Source organism: Desulfoprunum benzoelyticum, assembly GCF_014201505.1.
GTDB classification, from domain to species: domain Bacteria; phylum Desulfobacterota; class Desulfobulbia; order Desulfobulbales; family Desulfocapsaceae; genus Desulfoprunum; species Desulfoprunum benzoelyticum.
The window spans coordinates 19,727-38,560 of the sequence record NZ_JACHEO010000028.1; the positions used below are offsets into that span (position 1 = coordinate 19,727).

The 18,834-nt window shown below is 48.2% G+C and carries 11 protein-coding genes; 1 reads left to right on the top strand and 10 read right to left on the bottom strand.

Translation table 11 applies throughout. The features are described 5' to 3' along the window. Nucleotides 1–33 precede the first annotated feature (33 nt). From HNQ81_RS16025 to HNQ81_RS16070, 10 genes are all read right to left on the bottom strand, one after another. A complete protein-coding gene (locus HNQ81_RS16025) occupies nt 34–2,619 on the bottom strand; it encodes a hypothetical protein (protein ID WP_183352319.1) in 2,586 nt (861 codons plus the stop codon). A 7-nt stretch (nt 2,620–2,626) separates the two neighbouring features. After that, on the bottom strand, nt 2,627–4,321 hold the full coding sequence (locus tag HNQ81_RS16030) for a DUF2357 domain-containing protein (RefSeq protein WP_183352320.1): 1,695 nt from the start codon (nt 4,319–4,321) through the stop codon (nt 2,627–2,629). A gap of 2 nt (nt 4,322–4,323) precedes the next feature. Further along, nucleotides 4,324–6,612, bottom strand: coding sequence for a DUF8727 domain-containing protein (locus tag HNQ81_RS16035; RefSeq protein ID WP_183352321.1), 2,289 nt, complete (start codon nt 6,610–6,612; stop codon nt 4,324–4,326). Nucleotides 6,613–6,653: 41 nt separating this feature from the next. Further along, nucleotides 6,654–8,093 carry a coiled-coil domain-containing protein gene (locus HNQ81_RS16040; RefSeq protein ID WP_183352322.1) on the bottom strand — a complete coding sequence of 480 codons (1,440 nt, stop codon included), beginning with the start codon at nt 8,091–8,093 and terminating at the stop codon, nt 6,654–6,656. Next, a complete protein-coding gene (locus tag HNQ81_RS16045) occupies nt 8,083–11,628 on the bottom strand; it encodes an AAA domain-containing protein (RefSeq protein WP_183352323.1) in 3,546 nt (1,181 codons plus the stop codon). Before HNQ81_RS16045 ends, HNQ81_RS16040 begins: the two co-directional genes overlap by 11 nt. Nucleotides 11,629–11,814: 186 nt before the next feature. Beyond that, entirely contained in the window at nt 11,815–11,994 is a 180-nt protein-coding gene (locus HNQ81_RS16050) for a hypothetical protein (RefSeq protein ID WP_183352324.1), read from the bottom strand. 90 nt (nt 11,995–12,084) lie between these two features. Further along, nucleotides 12,085–15,213, bottom strand: coding sequence for a DUF2135 domain-containing protein (locus tag HNQ81_RS16055; protein ID WP_183352325.1), 3,129 nt, complete (start codon nt 15,211–15,213; stop codon nt 12,085–12,087). Between the two features lie 67 nt (nt 15,214–15,280). Beyond that, on the bottom strand, nt 15,281–15,661 hold the full coding sequence (locus tag HNQ81_RS16060; protein ID WP_183352326.1) for a hypothetical protein: 381 nt from the start codon (nt 15,659–15,661) through the stop codon (nt 15,281–15,283). A gap of 332 nt (nt 15,662–15,993) precedes the next feature. Next, nucleotides 15,994–16,587 carry a hypothetical protein gene (locus HNQ81_RS16065; RefSeq protein WP_183352327.1) on the bottom strand — a complete coding sequence of 198 codons (594 nt, stop codon included), beginning with the start codon at nt 16,585–16,587 and terminating at the stop codon, nt 15,994–15,996. 383 nt (nt 16,588–16,970) lie between these two features. Continuing rightward, nucleotides 16,971–17,453 (bottom strand): hypothetical protein, encoded by a 483-nt coding sequence (locus HNQ81_RS16070; protein WP_183352328.1) that lies wholly within the window; start codon nt 17,451–17,453, stop codon nt 16,971–16,973. A 153-nt stretch (nt 17,454–17,606) separates the two neighbouring features. Here HNQ81_RS16070 and HNQ81_RS16075 point away from each other — a divergent pair, with 153 nt between their 5' ends. Further along, nucleotides 17,607–18,593: a helix-turn-helix transcriptional regulator gene (locus HNQ81_RS16075; RefSeq protein WP_183352329.1), complete on the top strand. Its 987-nt coding sequence runs from the start codon at nt 17,607–17,609 to the stop codon at nt 18,591–18,593. The last annotated feature ends 241 nt before the right edge of the window (nt 18,594–18,834 follow it).

Here is an 18,834-nt window from a genome sequence, read left to right on the forward strand (position 1 = left end):
TTGAAGTCATGAGAAAAATTCAGCGTCGATCATTTATCCAGTCAACACTGAGCTATCAAGATCTTTAAGGCTTGCTTCTTTTCTCAGAAATTTTAAGGTGGTCTTGATGATTGAACATTGTCTGTCATTCAAGTTTTTCGATTGTTTCTTTAAGAGTCCACGCAGAATTTGATCAATCCTATCGTATTCAGGACTTTCATTGTTCAGAAAATCTTTATCATACCGCCTGCGCTTCAACAAATAGAGGCATGTCAAAATGCAATTATTGAAAATTATGCTAAAGTTCTCTTCTTCGACTTGCCTTTCAAGGATTTTCAAAATCCGATCTACAATCTTATTTAATTGCCCATTTCCAATAATATCAACATGTAAGGCTGCGTCGCGGAAACGTACAATATTTCGGCATGCTCTTAACCAATTATTTACACCAATAGTACCTTGCCTAAGTCTCTGATCAAGCGCATTAAAGAACATTGAAATATCATCAGATTTAGACCAGCATAACCCTATTGTGTGCAAATCTTCTTGGCTAATTAACGCCAAATTATTTTTTAAATTTTTCCTTACATTAACGATAATAACTTGTGGACAAGCTAAATACATCCAAGATGCAGTTTGTTGTAATTGCTTTCTCTCAGATGGCCTTATTCGTATGTTTACAAACTTTTTTTCACACTCATTAGCAAATTCCCTCATTAGCGAAGGGGAGGAGACACTATCTAAGTCCCCATCTGACGGACACACACCATAATGACGGAAGATATCACCCTGCGGTTGTTGACCTCGATAAACATCATAATCATCTGCCATAGGCCACTGATTGAACTTCCCTTGATTCCTCAAGTCTCTCATTGCACCTTCTAAATTAGCACCACCACCCCTCAACTCTCTGATAGCAACTTTGACATAATATTCAGCATCTCTCCACATATATTCATCATGTACTACACGTGAAACTTCAGGGAGGTATGCCAACGGTGGAGGCGGTGGTTCTTCACAATTTCCCATTGTTCGCCAATCCAACCTTGTTCTGAAAACATTCTCGTTAACAGAATCAACAAACACATTGGCAAAACCTTGCCCAGGCCTAAGGTGTGCGACAATTTTCACTTCTTCATCAAACGTCGTTGGTTTTGGAATCTCAGCTGTTACTTTTCGGAAAAGATATAAATCCCGCTCACTAGACCGACGCAGTGTGAGGGTAATATTTCTCTCACCTTGCTTTATATACAGGCCACGAACTGGTTCTTTTGATTTATACTCTTTTCCAGCTTCTACTGTTGTACCTTCGACAAGGAGCTTATAGGCATTGACATAATCTCCCTGTTCATTTTTCCCATGGTAATGGATATCGATGGGTATGATTGTTTCTCGATAAGATGGCAGATTATGCTCCAATGCAAACGCTGTTATTGCAGCTCCTCTCGCAGCTTCTGCACCATTACAAATAGCTATTTCTTGATCTTTAAATGCACCTGCTACAAATTCGCCTAATGACCTATTCTTAGCAATCTGAATATATGAACATGAACCATCAAGAACCACACCAAGACATCTTCCGTGTGCATTTTCAGGAAGACAAGATAATTGCTTCCTATAAATCACAGACAAATGATCTTGAAACATTCCAGGAGATAATTTAATTGAATCTGTGAAAATTTCTCCCCAGAGATCCAATTTATGAAATAGATCTTCTACTCTTGAAGAAAAGCCATCTGTTATACAATCTCTCACTGATTGAAACAGATTCATATTACTCGAGTGATTATCAATGTTTTCAGTCAAGAGACCACTGCCAAAAACATTTTTCCAAATACCTTGCAGTGATTCCTCTTTACTAGTTGCCATTGCCAAGAAAAAATTTACCCCCAATCTTGGGAATTCGCCTCCACCTGCTACACGATTGCGGACAGGAATAAGCCATATTTTTTCCTTATAGGCCATGATTCTTATTTCAATGGGAACGACCTCCCATTGATCAAACGTCAGAGTAACTACAAGGAGATGCCCAAGGGTAGCACCTCTTGGGGACTGAGTAACAGCTTCCGAGAACTTGTCTGCATTTTTCCGACACCATGACATCGCAACTGCGATTGGTCGCGGAATCAGAAATGAGCCACAATTGTCTATCAGTGCTTGTTGAGCAGCTTCTCCAAGACTATCTGGAACAACAACAACCGTTTTTTTACTGTGATATTTCTTCTCCCAAGCTTGAACGGAATCAGAGATGATTTTTTCCGATAAAGCACCAAGCTTTATTTGACCTGATGGTTGCCAAGAGACCTCAGTGTCACCAAGGACGCCCGAAAACGTTTGACTTGAAAGATTAGCCAGCCTCGTCCAGGCACACACGAGCGGTACCCGCCCTGTCCCGTTCTTGAAATTGCCCCCCACAGGGACCTGACATTCTGGTGGCCAATTTCCACCAATACCCCGTCTATGAGTATGAGCGACAGCACCGGCTATAATTGATTCACCCCGTAATACCGGCAACAACGCCGCAGGAGGACTACTTGCTGGAATGCTACTCTCTACTTTAGCTGAACCTGAAGCAACAGCTATGTGAGGAACACTTTGTGTAAGATCAACACCGATGCAATTTGAATTTGAAAGCTTCATATTTTCTTTAGCATGCCATATCTATGGCAAGCTGAATTCCGACCTTAAAGTCCTCGATTAGCTTCTCGAATTGAGCAGATGAAGTCAAATCGATATTGAACGGAATTTTCAAAGCAACAACTTCAGAAGCTCCGGAAGAAGGCCAAATATCTTGGCCTACACTCGGCACGTCTGAAGAGCCTCTTCCCTCAGTAATTAGCATCAACCCGAAGCATCTGTATGAAGTTCTGGTGTAACGGTGAAGATCTGAAGACAAATTTCTGAGAGCCAAGCCTGCACTATTTATCATTGATGAAATGTACGCTGATGGTCCTGTCCAATACACAAACCATACTGCGGTTAACGTTTTACTTTTAGGCCAGTACAGCACTTGGTCACAACCGACGCTGCCAACGTATGGAGCGAAATCAAATGGGGGGTGCTCGATCCACTCCTTTAGACTGGTCGTGACATCTCGCGAGTCAACAACAAAACAAGTTCCACCTTGTGTCTCAAAAGGACCTGGAGATACGGGTGTTTCTGTCCACGTGCCATATTCTCCCTCCATGCGATAATAGGGAGTGCTGGCAAAATCTTCAGGATAGAACTCTGTCATCGCACAGCACATAAGTTGCCTTGCTGATTCAGACCATAAGTTTCGTTGCCACTCCCATGCATCATCAATAACATGCTGCTCACGTAAAAGTTCTTTATATGTTTTATATACTCTTGAATACCGGGTATCCATCTGCAGAGTATAGTTTGGCTGTACAGGATGGTGCAGGTGGTCAGTTGAAACCTCCTTCAGTCCATCTAAAGCTTGCCACTCCGAACAACGTCGATTGCATCTGGTCACAAACTTAACCCTACTACTAAACTGGTGATGCTTATTGGTGGCAGCATAATTCCATGATCTTTCCTGCATACGACCTAATACCCAAGTAAAAACACGGTTTTCTAAAGTATCTCGCGACTCAACTCGCTGTACCGATAACAGTTCTTGCTTGGACCCTGCTTTTTGGTAAATTGTTCGTCCTGGTCGTCTGGCGAAATCTCTGATGCATGCGGAATCAAGCTCTTGGATTCGCCCTAAACTTGTATTTTGTCTATGTCGCAATAAAATGTGTCTTGGATGGTTTGCGATTGTTTCAAATAATCTAAGTAGATCAACATCTTGGGCAAGACGAACAATAAGCGCCATAATAGCCTTATCAGCTTTATTGCCTATCCAGACTTTTCGAACTGAGCTCCAATTTCGTCGAATGACGTTCTTTGTCTTTTCCTCCGCTTCATCTAAGACAAGGCCATTATCAGAAAGTTCCCTAAAGCAATGGATCTGCCAGTCGATAAATCCATCAACACTTCGACCGAATTCGTTCTCATACTTGCTAGAAGGACGGCCAACAATATCCGTTTGAATTATTTCATGACTGATATCCTTAATTGATATTTTTATTGGCAAACGATGAGGTGCATTGTTAGGTTTAGGATCAGCCGGGAGTTGAAAAGATGAATAAATCTTCCCATCCCAACGAAAAGGAAAGGAAACACATGGCAAGGATTTGCCTTTACGCCCGTATTTTGGGAACAAATTTGCTGGAACTATTAGACGCGGACAACACGCCCCTGAAATCGTGGAGCATCCACCATCGCCGTTAATTGTAGAAACTTGAGAAGTTCCATCTTGAATCCCCCAGGGAGTTAAAGAAAGTAATGGCCCCATTATTAGAAGTCCTCGGTTCTATCAAGACCTCGCCATATAAACACTTGTTGTTGTGATTGAGCCCCTTGTTTGAAAGCCGCCAGCAAAGGTTCGTCTCCACAGTCCTTAATAACAGTATGAATTTCTTTTAGTGGTTGCTCAGCCTCACCAATTTCAATGCCTCGAAGCTTTGGCATAATTCTCTGCTCTATCTGATCAGCCATTGCCAGACTTACTCTATTAGGAATCCAGTTCGGATAATTTGCGACGTATCTTTGGATCGCCTGAGCAACTCGATGCCCAAATGGCCGATTAAGTTTTTCCATTGCATCGTTCAGTTTATTGATCCAACTATTGACTTTATCTTTTTCTTGAGACGGTAAATCATATTCTAAAAATGACCTCCATTGCTCAAAAGTTAAACCAGATGCAGTAGGTGGTATTGATTTAACATTCTCAAGCGCCGAAATTCGTTTTGGTCGTCCGAACCTCAATACACAAGATCTATCAAGAACTTTGTCAGACAATGCTTGGGTAGTTTCATCTTCATTCATTGTTCCTGAAAACAAAACATTTTGCCCAGGGAAGAGTCTTATTGGTTTTTCACCCTCTGCCAAACTTCCCATTTCAAGAGAAATTTCTGCTTTTGCCCTTTCTTCAGGGTTAGTAAGGTCAATTCCTCGTCTGGTTTCAAGTCTGCTTAAAAACTCACTAAAATAATATTCAACACGAGCAAGGTTCATCTCATCCAAAAGAACAAGTAACATTCGATCAGATCGATCATGGTCCCATCCAACTGGTATTTGCCACTGATCGCGATTGTATAGTTCAAACTGAACCATTGCCCGAGCAAGTTCTGTAGCTTTGTAACGCTCCTCAAGGTAGTTATAAAAACCAAATAAATCCTGCGGGCTATCCCAACGTGGCTGTACTGCAAGAATAACAGTGTGGATCCCCATTCCTTCCGCATAGCGCCTCGGAAGTTCACTTTTACCAGTGCCACTTATTCCTGCCAGCACAACCAACGGAGAAATATCATTGATTTTTAGAGCAGTGTGGAATGCATTTATCACTCGCTCTGGGAAATACAAGTTTTGTGATTTGATATAATTTGATGTCTTTTTGAGCATCTCCTGCTCAGAGGGAAAACTGGCAGCAGGTTTTAGAGAGGGGAATGTCACGGGATGCCATAGATCACGGTATTTTGTTCCACTATCAACACCTTCATCAACACCAAGTGATTTGTTATATTTTTTGGCTAAAACCTTGAGTGTTGCTATCGAAGCATTCAGCGAGGTCTCTTCCGCTTTTAATTTTTCAATATCATTTTTGTTTTCTTCGATTTTCATCACTATCTGTTTTTCCAAGTTTATCGTTTCCGTTAGAGTTTTTTTAACCTCTGCTAATGCATTCTGTTTTCCACTAAGTTCTTCAATGATCGCACCAACCTGCTGACCTAATTTACCAAATTCAGTTGATTTATTTTCTATTTGGCCTTCAAGATCTTGGATTTGTTTTTCAATATCTCGAATTTGACCTTTCTTTTCCTGGATATCCTCAGAAAATCCTTTTGCTTTTCGGCGAGCTTCATCCTCATATCGCTGCTGATTAGAGACTTCATTTCTAATATCTTCTATTTCTTGCTTTAGTTGGAGCATCTTCTGATTCATCAGATCCACTTCTGGTTCACGCGTTCTTAACGTATCAATCTTTTTTCTTAATTCATCGAACTCATACTTGGTTGACTCAGTTTTAGCATTCATCTCTCTAAAATCTTGTTCCAATTTCCTCAGCTCAGAGTTTTTCAGCTCTTGCAAAACAGTGAGTTGATCACACTCTTTTTTCGATGCTGTAATTTTGTCTTGTATATCTTCTAGAGCTAGGCGTTGAGCTTTAAGTGATTCAACCTCAATATTCAGTTTTTCGAGTGCCTGAGCAGTATTATATCGTTGATTTTCCAATTCCCCAATTTCGGTTCTGGATTCGATAATCCTTTGATCAACTGTTGCGCATTCACTCTGAAGTCGTGACAATTCCCCTCTGATCCGTTCCTGCTCTTCACGTTCGGAAGTCAATCTCGCGAGCTCTTCATTTTGTTCTGTGATAAATTTTCGCAGCTCAGTTATATCGGCCTGAAGCAGCTCTTTCCGGGAAGCGAGTTGGGACACATCCCGGCTATCTTTCAAGGCCCACTGGAATCGGCGCTTCTGATAAACAAGCATGCCAAAAATAATTAGCAAAATAAGAATACTGCCAGATGCGGCTAACAACCAAAGGCCAGTTGGTAAAAAAGGGACAGATACCGCTTCCATAATAGTTTTCTCTCTGAGTTCAGGTTCGTACGTTAATTAAGCTAATTAATGGATTCTTCTTTGGTTTCGGAACTGTTCGCAGGTGGACCATTGAGTGGATGCAATTGTTGTGAAGAAGATTTTTCTGACGTCGTCTCTAATTTACTGAGAGTCTTACGCAGAGAATTGATAACATCACTAAGATCTTCACTAGCAGTTTTTACTTCTAAAGATGCAGTGGCCAAGGTCTTGCTTGCTTCAAGAACAATGTCGTTTTTGGATGATAGGCTACCTGGCAATTTATCAAGCCCAGTAATGCTTTCTTCAATTTGAGTAATCGTCTCAACGATAGTTTTCTGATTCGAAATTAAAACACTATTTGCCAATTTAATTTTTTCATCAATGGCTGTAAAATCTCCTACGGACTGGGAGAGAGCAGCTATTTCAGCTGAAATAGTTTTCTGATTGTTAGAAAGTTGTTTTGCTATCTCTCCAACCTCTCCTGTACTTTCAGAAAGGGAGGTAACCGTTGGTGCGAGTTTATCAGCAGATGCCGAAGAAAGGGCAAGGACAGCCCTTGATAATTCTGAAAGTGCACTTTCCATGGTTTTCTGTCGCTCATCGAAATTTTTGACTAAGCCATCCATCGCGCCAAGCCCTTTATTAAAAGCTACAGTAGCATTATCTGCCTGTTTGGCGGCCTCCGTTAACCCTTCCGCATCTGAAGACACTTTTTGACTTGCACTCTCCAAAGATTTTGATGCCTCGATTGCATCTTTTTCGATATCATCAATCTGTTGTTTTAGTTCTGTCAATCGAACTGGAAGGTTGGCCAGCGGGGCTTCATTACTGGTTAGTGTATTAATTGCCGCATCTAACTCTGTTCGACGTTTTTCCAGTTGAGCAATGTTCTCTTTAAGAGAATCAAGCCTTTTTTGTTCGGAATTTGCTTCCAGCTGTGTGGATTCTTGAACACTTTTTAGTTTGGTAATTGACACAGACAACTCGTCATTTTTTTGTGTGAGATCCCCTTGTTCCTTTTGAAGTTCTGCAGTTTTCTTTTGGTTGTTGACCAATACTGTCTGAGAGCTGGACACTTTTTCCTGAAGGACTCTGTAATCTTCCTCTGATTTTGCTTGCCTACCTTGTAAAGCCTTAAGCCTGTTGTCCTCAACGTTAAGAGCGGCTTGTTTCTCAGCAAGAGCTGTCTCTGCATCTTGCCGCTGCTGGAGCAAATCCGGAAGTTGGCTTAAAATTTCATTGAAAGTCTTAAGATCTTCATTGAGACGGTCCCGATCCTTGGCAAGTAATGATTGATTTACTGCAATTGCGGTTCGCTCCTGTTCCAGATTGACGATCTTCCAACCTGAAAGTGCAGAAAATAGAACCAACAAACATATTAGTAAGCCCATCATCGTGAGCGAAAGAAAAGATTGATCGAGTCGGACCGGCCCGGTCAAAGCTTCATCCTTCTGCGACTCGGATTCAGTATTATCCGTCATGAGATACTCCCCATTCATTGAGAATTTTTTGTACACATCCGTCCATATCTTCACGTAACTGATACACCCAGAATCGCAAAACTTTCCATCCCATCCCAATGAGTTGGATATCTCTCCAAATATCATCAGTTTTACGAGTACCATCGGGATTGCGATGAAAGCTGGCTCCATCCACCTCGATGTCGAGCTGTAAATCTCGTCGGATCAGAGCCAAATCAAGTCGACGGTTAGCAACAGGATGTTGAGGGATGGGGGAAAGTCCATGTTGCAAAAGAGCTTGGCAAAGTTTCTGTTCCCAAGGAGAATCGTAAGGCGACCATGGTCCTTCCGATTTTCTTTTATTTGGTGGCAAGGTGACTACAGGACATGCCAATTTTTCGATATGCCTTATACCGCAACGAGATGCCCATTTTTGATTTCCTATTACATGCAGAACAGCGCGCGCTCGACTCACTGCAACATTGAATAGGTTCGCGGTTTCCCGTAAAAAATTGAGAGCGCCTTGTGGCATGCCGGGCCCCGCGCAAAGACTGAAGAGAATGACATCTCGTTCCCCGCCCTGAAAACCATGCGATGTTGATACCTCAAAATCTACGGCTTGTAGTAGTTCCCAGCGTTGATTGCCATCATGGATAATATCCCTGATACGGTTGGCCTGTTCTCGAAACGGAGTAACCACCCCCAAAGTGCCACGAAATCCGTTGTCGAGAAGTGCTTTAACCTGTGTTGCTACTATATCCACTTCGATGGCACACCAAGCACCGCTTATTCCACCACTTTTAACATCACCTTCGGCTTCGGTCCAATGCAAGCCTGGTTTCAGACCTGGCACTTCAGGGAGTCTTGACGTATCCGTCTCTACCTCTAATCGACCACCATAGAAAAGCTCATTGGAGTATTCTGCAATCTCGAAAACACTCCTGTAGGTAGATTTGAGAAAGACCGGCATAACTCCTGTCGTGTCAGCGAACAGATTGTAAAGAGATGTATCTACATAGGAAAAACGTTGGTCAGTCAATCTGCTGAGTCCAAAACGACTACGGAGGAAAGTATCTTTTGCGCGGGTTAGTCCTGTAATATGAGTAAGCTGTTGTGGATCACCAACGACCCCGGCACGACGTGCTCTGAATAGCAACGGGATAGATGATGGTATGTCTGACTGACTGGCTTCGTCTATGACGACAAGATCAAAGATGGCGGGGAGCATCGGAATACGACTACCTACGGAAAGACTAGTTACTGCCCAGCAAGGGAAATGATTGAAAAGCCTTGGTAGCTGTTCGTTGAGAACTTGGTATGCGGCTGACTGGAGGCTGCCGGCTACCATACCTGTTGAAAGGTCATTCAGCACGGTGCGAAGGTTGGCAAGAGTTTCACGCTCCTCCCCAGAAGCCAACCCACCGACGCCAGCCCGCCGTCTTTCTAGTGCATGGGGAGCGAGCTCAACAATCCTTTGATGCAAAGCATGGATTGCTTCAGTCAATGTGGCATGGTCTGGTAACTTCTTTATACCTGGCTCTAACGCCATAGCTTCTTGCCGTAGACTGCAATAATTTGCAGCATCACGCAAGAAGGTCAAATTTCCATGCAGCACCTTGAGTTTTGACGGCGTTGGAAACCCGTTCTGGGGAAAGGTGATACCGGGAAATGCGGAAAGAGCGCGTTTTAGCCGTATCCAAGATGGAATAATTTCAATACAAGTCAACCATTTCGCAAGCCAGGGATCCCTTGATCCCGGAGCCTCGAGTTTACGAGTCTGGGAGATAGCAGACGCTAATGCCTGGAGCGGTCTTACCGGAAATTTCTGCGGTATAGACGAAAGGGCATCGATGCACTCAGGGGGCAGACCCATCTCGAGAAACGCTTGCTGTTGCTCCAGATTGCCAATTCGCTCCTGCCAATCTTCGTGTACTTTGGCCAAACGGATTTTCTCTTGTCGATCTTCGAGCAGTGGAAGCAAATCATCAATTAAGCGAATAGCTTTATGTAGAGCATTCTGGTCGATTGCCCCTTCCATCAATTGTTTGATCGCTTTAGCAAACGTCATCCTCAGCGAAGGGTCATCATGGCTGTTACAACGTGTGATTAAAGGCCTTTCCTGTAAATCGCGACAACGATCACACACCGCATCAATAGCCTTGTGGTTGCGACTGGCAAACAGAACCGACCTGCCTTGCAGATAGGCATTAGATATCACAGCGCTCACCACTTGGCTTTTGCCGGTACCAGGAGGGCCGGTAACCACCGAAAGATATTCATTTAACAAAGAATCGGCAGCATGTCGTTGACCGTCATTAAGCGATATGGTGTCTGCTACATGATGTTTTAATGATATATTTTCGTCCTGGATTGTTACGTCTTTTTCTCGAAAAATGAATTTTAGTGCAGATTGATCCAATACGGTATCTGGCATATCGCGTATTTGGCTCAATTCCCTAAGCAGGGTTTTTGTATATTGAGGACGATTCGCAACGATGAGAATACTGCGGTTGTAAATCCCTGTAGAAATGGGTTGTTGAAGAGGATGACTAGTAACTTTAGTTGATAGGAGTGGCTCTGCGAGACGGTGTGCACAAAAAGCTGCAAGAGTGGAAGTAAGATGTTCAATCGAGGGGCAAGAAGAGTTAGATACCATCGCAGCACCATCTGATTCGTTGGCAAAGAATCCGCATGCCGAAAGGAAAGACCGTTTTTTATCAGGAGTATTGAAAGAATGTTGCAGCCAATCAAGATTCACCTGATAGGCTGCTTCCTCAATTTGAGCAGTTAAGGCACCTTTTCCAATCGTACAATTTACTGGCAGATAAAAAATAGGCTTAAGAAAATGCAGATCTGGGGCGCCCTCCTTGCTAACACAGACTACCTGGAGAGGATAGCCCAAAATCAAGAGAGAATCTTCGCCTTGGCCTCCGATTCGTTGAATAAGACGGGAGAGATGCTCTCCAAGGGGAATGGAAATACTCCATGATTGACCTGGCCGAGGAAATGATTGTCCGCTTGCAGAAATAAAAATAAATTTTTCATTTAAATCACTTAGAAGTGCATTTGCTTCAGCACAACCATCGCTACGGACACAATCCCGATAATAATCAACCAAAGCACGAAAATTCCCCCATGGTCCAGGGAGGGTATTAATTCTGTCATCTGAAGTTAAATCATCTGATGAGAAACTTTGTATCTTTGAGAAAGCTAATGAGGACTGTGACGTGGAAAGAAGAGTGCGGGCTTCTTCAGAGATGTGGGGAATAGAGATACGAGGATGGGTGCTACCCTCGGTCGCCGGCATTTCGGTATTTTTAAAGTACGCCTGCCAGCGACCCTTGTCGTGTGAGACAAGACCATCCTTGAGTAAATGTCGCAAATTCGCCACAATTTCATGATCGGGTAAGCGAATCCCTTTCGCGGCTAAACCGAGGCGGATTTCTCGTGGAATTAGAGACCGTTTTGTGGAATGCAGGAGTGAAATAAGCGGTTGATGATAAGAACAATCCATTGATCTGTTGTATTCATTTTTTTCTAATTCGAATTCTCTCATCAATCTTTTATCATTTTCATGATATAACCTCCTTGGAGCATACAGCCGGGAAATTTTACAGACTGGGTTCTATAACTAACTGACGAGAAACAATAAAAGCAAGAGTTGTTTGTATTCCAGGAGCTTTTCTTCCAGTTATTTTGGAATGAGCACTACATTGTGGCACAAATTACATCTGCCAGTTCTTCAACTCATCATCCTTTTAATAACACAAACTGAAGTGGGGGTAATTATCGACAGGAGCAGAAAGATACTGCACCCACAACTATTCTTCTTCCCTTCGTTGCCCTGCTCCTCCAACATCATCATATCGATCGCATCAAACTCCCCATCGCCATCAAGATCCGCAGGGTCATCATCTCGCATGTTTCCCTCCTGAACAGTTCGAAAGAATTGGTCCTGCCGCCGAATCAACCCAATGCTGGACAAGATCCGGCGGCAGAGTTGAAAAAAATCTCAGGCGACTATCTCAACCTCGGCCCCGGCCATGGCGAGTCTGGCCCATAGCAGCTCAGGCCCGAGGGCGATTTTGAGCTCAGAGCGATCCGGCAGACAGTAGACCAGTACCATCGAATCGGATTCTTCCTCAGCAGACTCCACCTTATGGGGTTGACCGATCATCTCCATGATCTGGTCGACGGTCATCCCCTTGCGTAAGCGGTGCAACGTATCCGGGAGACTGAGTCGTTTCCGGCTTGAGGACGTTCTGTCCCCCTTAATTACCACCTCACCGACCAGGAAGTCAGCACCAGACTCCTCGAGGCGAAGGGTCATGACCTGCCGCTGTTCATCCGGCCGGCAGTAGTTGGTGAAGACATTGACGGTGACCGTACAGGGTCCGCACAGCGTCTGCTGCTGCGAACCGTAATAATGGGCCTTGATCTGATACGCCCCGGGGACGGCCCAACGCAGGACATATTCCTCCGGCCCGTAGCCATCCCGGAAGTCTCGGGACACCAGGCCGCCGATCGCTGTCAACTGATGCGCATAGCTGGCATGCTCTCCGGCCGGCTCGAAGACATGAAGATCGATATCGGTGAGATCGGCATCCCAGGACATCGAGATCCGAATATCGAGATCGAGGACCTTGATCAGGCGCCGGTCGAAATGGGCGGGGGGAGCAATCCCGGCCAGGTTCGCCAGGCGGATCAGGCGGTTGAGTTCCATCAGGGCGATGATCTCGATCTCCGGGAACCGCTCCCAGGGCTGTCTGGCCACGGTGTACAGCAGGTCCATCGCCCGAAGGATATCGTCGCCGGCGGCTGTGGCTTGCCACCGCTCGCCGAGGGCCAGGGCCAGATCGCGATACGACTGCGGCTCATCGTCCCGGAGGGTGAGAATCCGCTCGAACACCTCGATCGCCTGGTCCAGTTCCCCCGCCTGCTGCAGGCGCCAGGCGTACATCCGCATCAGACTGACCTCTTCGAGATCCATCTCCAGCAGATTCGACAAGACCCGCAGACCGATTTCCCTTTCCCCTGTCCCAAGAAAATGGTCGGCACAGTCGAAGAAGAAGGCGGGACTAGCGGCGTATTCCTGCCGCTGGCGGAGATATTGACGATACCCTTCTCCCGGGGTGCTTCTGATCCGCTCGAGATACGGAGTATCGGGCGACCAGGCCATCAGGGTTGTTGAGGGGCGCTGCGGTTGTGGAACAAAGTCCTGTTCGTAAGCAGACCATTCGTCTTCATCCGCCTGAAACGAGGAGGGGGCACAACTCTCAAACACATCGAAGGGCTCTGATCGCGAAAAACAGATATCGCTTTCGAATACATCCGCTTCGGTTGCGGCTGAAAAACTCCGTTGCGTCATCGGCGACTCCACTGTTGCCGACCGACGACGGGGGCCCGGCTGTGGCGAAACCGGTTTGTACTCCTTCTTCCACCATTCGACCCGCTTCTGCCACAGAGCGACGATGACCTCCAAATGGCCACTGGAAAGAACCTTGATCTCCTTCTCCCTGATCTCGTGATGGCTACGATAGGCGGCCAGCATCTCCGGCCGCGATGCCGGCGGCTCGACACCGTACTCGAGATATTGATCGATATTCTCCAGCACCAGCAGCGACGTCCCGGTGCTGACGACGCCGTACTTCCTCGCCAGCGTCAAGATCTCCTCGGACTGGCTGCCCTGCAGGATCGACAGGTTCTGGATATGCCGGCCGGCCCACTGCCGGGCAATTACCTCCCCCTGGTTCGCCTGCGCGGCATTGATAGTGATATTCTCACCGGTGGAGAGGGTAACGGTACCACTCCATCCGGTGAGTTGGCCGAGGATGACCAACCGATCGCCCTGCAGGAAGGTGGAGATATTGGCACAGCCATCGATGGCGGCATTGGCGGGAACCGCCTGGAAGTGGATCACCATCGCCGCGGCCTTGTCGGCACCGGTCTGCAGCAGGTTGATGCAGGTCCCGCCGCTCCGCTCGGCCAGATAGCGCAAAAAGGCCGGATTGTTGCGGACCTGGCTGGTGCAAGTGAACACCCTGGTGCCCCCGATTCTCGGGAGACGGTCGTTGACGGTGGCCATACCGTCGGTGAACAGCAGCCAGGCCTCCGCATCCCAGGTGTCGGTCAGATCGAGCTGCGAAAAGTCCGTCGCCCCATCGGAGGGCAGTTCCTGCAGGTAACGGTACAGTTCTTCCGCTTGACCGTCCCCGACGCAAAACGTGGTGATGTTGTCGAGCCGGTTGCTGAAGACCCTGACTTCGACGGCGAGATTGCGCCACCGGGAAAACAACACCTGGAGGAACTCGAGATCCCGACTCGTATCGGTCCGGCTGCCCGAGGCGTCCCAGGCGATGCCGATCTTGTTGGGCCTCCAGGCCTGCTCCGGGGAATGTTGCTTCATCAGCTCACTGATACAGAAGAAGGTTTCCCCCTCCCCGGTAGTCTCGACCATGTCGACTCGATCCGGCAGGTCCGGCAGGCGAATGAGGAGATCGTCCGTCGGCACCCCTCGGGTCAGTCGAGCCTCGGCCACCCACATGTTCTGCCAATGAGTGAGGTTCATATTGCCCTGGCCGCCGCTGATCGTGGGGACCACCGGCGTCTGCCGGACTTCGATCCGCAGCGATACCGCGTCAAGATCCTGCGCATGCTGCAGTGGCAGGTAATAGCCCGCCTCGTTGCCCGACAGGTTCAGCTCGCTGGTATAGGTGATGCTGACGGTGCGGGTCCCCCGGGCAGGGATGGGATAGACCCGGGTGCGATAGACGTTACCCTGGCTCTGTTCGACCAGGCCGGGGTCGATGCCCTTGCGGATCTCGACCTCGAGGATCTGCCGCGCTTCCTTTTTGGCGACGATCACCCCGTCAAGCATTCGGCCGTCGATATCGAGGGCATACCCGCAGACCACGCCGTTGTCGGGCAGCGGGAAGGTCAGTTCCCCTTCCAGGACCCGGGAGTTGGGATTATGGAAACACATGGTCTGGGTGGTCTGGGCGAACAGCCCGCTCACCGTCACCTTGATATCGAGACTGGTGAGCTGGATCGGCAGTTCTCCATGGGGGGAATTCATGCTTGGCAAACGGTCATGCACTCCGAACTGATTCTTCCTGCCGCCCTCTCCTGTGACAAAATCCATCGTGATTTCTCTCCTTGGTGAAATGATGGGAATGGAACTTCAGGCACCTCTCATTGCCGGCCAACGGTCAATCATCATAGATCGACCACCCGCTGCCATAGGGGTTGTTCGGACTGTCATGGCGGTAGCGACTCCCGGCGCCGTAGGGATTGTTGATGCTGTCGGAAGAGTATCTGCTGCCATACCGGCCGTAGGGATTGGAGATGGAGTCGGAGTCGTACCGGTTGCCGTTCATTCTGCCCCGGTAATTGTTGTCACTGTCAAACAGTTCCGGACCATCCGAGGTGTACTTGTTGCGCATCGACTGTTTGATCCGGAAATCCTGGTAACCGGGGCCGGAGGTGGAGTTCGGAGTATACGGGTTCCTGCTGAGCTGACCGAGATAGTCTCCGGAATAGGCGGGAACTGCCAGACCAAGAACGAACACGACAGTGATCATCTTCTTCATTCGAACACCCTCCTGTGCATAAGAAGGACCCACCGCCATGGGTGGTATCCGGGACAGGCGACCAGAGATCCGGTCACCGCTATGAGCTTACAACAACAGATAGGACAAATACGGTCCTACCAGTGAGATCGGGCGACGTATCTGTGCAGTTTTGGCGGATTACTGGCGCAGGGGTTTCACATTGTGGTGCCTGCCTCCCTGCTGAACGGGCTCAATGCATTGAAATTATGGATGATCGAAAAATATGTCTGTAGAGTGCAAAAATATTGTCAGAAGGACAGTTTTCAGGGACAAAAACCCCCTATTGCTCATCAAAGATGTCAGGAATGGTCTCACCTTCTCCTGTTGAGTTTGGCGAACAGCTTCGGGTTTCTCTCTTTCCACCACTGAAGATAATGCCTGTTGCAGCAGAAAGAGGAGACCTCATGGACCATGATGCCATGCTCGAACTCGCTGCCGCAGACGGTACATCGGCCGGAGTTCCCTATTTCAGGGCGAATCGCGTTGTGGGCAGGAATCCGGAAGTACAGGGTATTCTCATACAGGCCCGGGTAAAATTGGTGCCCCCGGACCACGGTTGGTCCATGGGATTCGGTCGTACAGATCTGCCAGAGCGGGCCAGGGATGGGTATCTCCGAAGCAACCGCTTCCGTCAAACTGAAGGACGAACACGAGTTTATCTTCTTCTTTGGTTTGATATCATTGTGGTTGCGCACGACATAGAACCTGTCGACGCACCCTTTTCCACAGTATTTGAACGGCAGTTCGGTCTCGGTGAAATCGATGGCGAGCCTCTGGCTTTCCCTTGTGAATTTCTGCAAGTACCCCGGCGTGATCGGGGTGCCGATCAGCCTGTCCCATGTTTCCTTGAGAATGTCATAGGTGAACGATTCCACCGTCCAATGGACGCACTGCAGGCAGAGCATGAGGACCTCCCGTGCTGGAATAATCTTGAATTCAGTTCCTGTTCGGACTACCGCAAAAACAACAGCTGATCTGGCGCTGTCTCTTCGACTCGATTTTGTAGGCTCATATCTCAAGGTGCTTGCTGAGGACGCACCACCGCCTTTCGACATTTCTGGAAAATTTGTCGATATTACGGTATCTTTGACGTCTAATTGGGCTGATAATTTGAAGTGCTGCTTATTATACGAAGATTTGTGATAAATGCAACCAGGCGGCAATTATCTGATTTTATAAAATATTTCAAATATTGGTTATTTCCCCCTGTCTGTTGATTCTCGTCGCCCTTCCGTTCATGCAGCAGAGGCTGTTGCCCAAACCTCAGGGCGACCTGATTCGATTGCCATCAGCGACATTGCATCTGATATCGGTTCAGAACAGGCAGAGTCCGGTGCGCCAGGCGGACCATCGCCTCGATCCACTGGTGCTCATCGGAGTCGTCGAGGTAGACCTTGATCCGCATCTCGTCGCCGGGAGCCTGTTCCTTCGATGCCGGGCCCCCCTCGTCGATCCAGGTCAATCGATGCGGCAGCGACAGCCGGCCGCGCAGGTTCGCCTTGAGGTACCAGTACAGCTCCTTCTGTTGTCGCCGCTCACCGTCGACCGTCCGCGGCCTGAGTTCCAGTTCCACCCATTTCCGGCCCCAGTCCTGGGCAAAGGTGAAATACACCGCCGGCAGAACCGTCGTGGCCCGGGCGGCGGACCCGTCGTTCTTCACGGTCCTGAACCGGAGGTCGATATTCTCGGCCCGCAGTTTCCCATGGGCGCTCTCGATGAACTCTTCCCATTGCCGTCTTTTCAGTGGATTGCGGATGTGTGTCAGTCTCATGGAACGCCTCCTGAAGTTATAGGGTGATCGACATCGCAGGCGGCGTCTCGCCCGGCCTCCTGTCGCCGCCGGGTCGATGCCGCTTTCATTTGACTCTTTATAGCAGGCGTGATAGGTCAAATACTGTCCGACCACTGAAGAGGAGAAATTTTTATGCCGAAATACAAACCGCAGCATTCCCGGCTGCTCTTCATCGACCGGGAGCTTGCCAGGGGCCGCTATCCCAACTGCTCTCAACTGGCCGGCGACTACGAGGTCAGCGCCAAAACCATCCAGCGCGACCTCGACTACATGCGCTATCAGCTCGACGCCCCGATCGAGTATTCGGCCAAACACCGGGGGTATTACTACACCGAGCCGAACTACCAGCTGCCTGCCATTTCGGTCAAGGAGAGCGACCTGTTCGCGATTTACCTGGCCGAAAAACTGCTGACCCAGTACGAGGGAACGCCGCTGTATGACAGCCTGCGCTCGGTGTTCCGCAAGATCGAGGAATCGCTGCCGGCAAAGACCACCGTCGATCTCGGCAACGACCATGCCCGGTTCACCGTTTTTCCTCCATCCAACACCCTGATCCGGCCCGGCATCTGGGAGAAGGTGGCGGAGGCGATCCGCCTTTCCCGCCGGATCAGGGTCGTCTACCGCACCCCCGGCGCCGAGCCGGCAGTGCGTGACCTTGATCCCTACCATGGTGTCCGCTTCGAAGGGGACTGGTATGTCGTTGGCCATTGCCATCGACGCAACGATATCCGCACCTTCAGCCTGGCGCGGATGGAGAGCGTCGTACTGCTGTCCACCGACTTCCGCATCCCCGCAACCTTCGACTTCAGTCGCCTTTCCGGCAGCCATTTCGGGGTTCACTGGAGCGACAACGAATATCAAGTCAAGATCCGCTTCGACCGGGAGGTGGCGGGATACATCCGGGAGCGGCGCTGGCACCCGACTCAGCAGATCGACGAAAATCTCGACGGATCCGTGGTCCTGTCACTGACCGTCAATCACCTGCTGGAATTGAAGCGCTGGGTTTTGTCCTGGGGAAACATGGCAAAGGTGTTGGCGCCGCCGGATTTCGTTGAGGACATCCATGAATGCACAGTAGAGATGAATAAGCTTTATAATTCCATTAAGCCTTCAATTTAGCACCAACACAGGGTTAGCCTGTGACAGGCCAAATAACTGATGCCCCTCCTCCCCCTTTTGCCAGAATTGCTACCATCTGGGCATGAGGAATATCCTAAGGGGCAGAGCACTAAGCTTCAACATCAACCCCACAACCTCGATCTTATCAGATTCTGATTACCATCGAACTTCAGCCAGCTTGAGCAGGCGCTGCGGGACCGGCTGAGTTTGTAAGGCTATATAGGTTAACCGATCAACCATT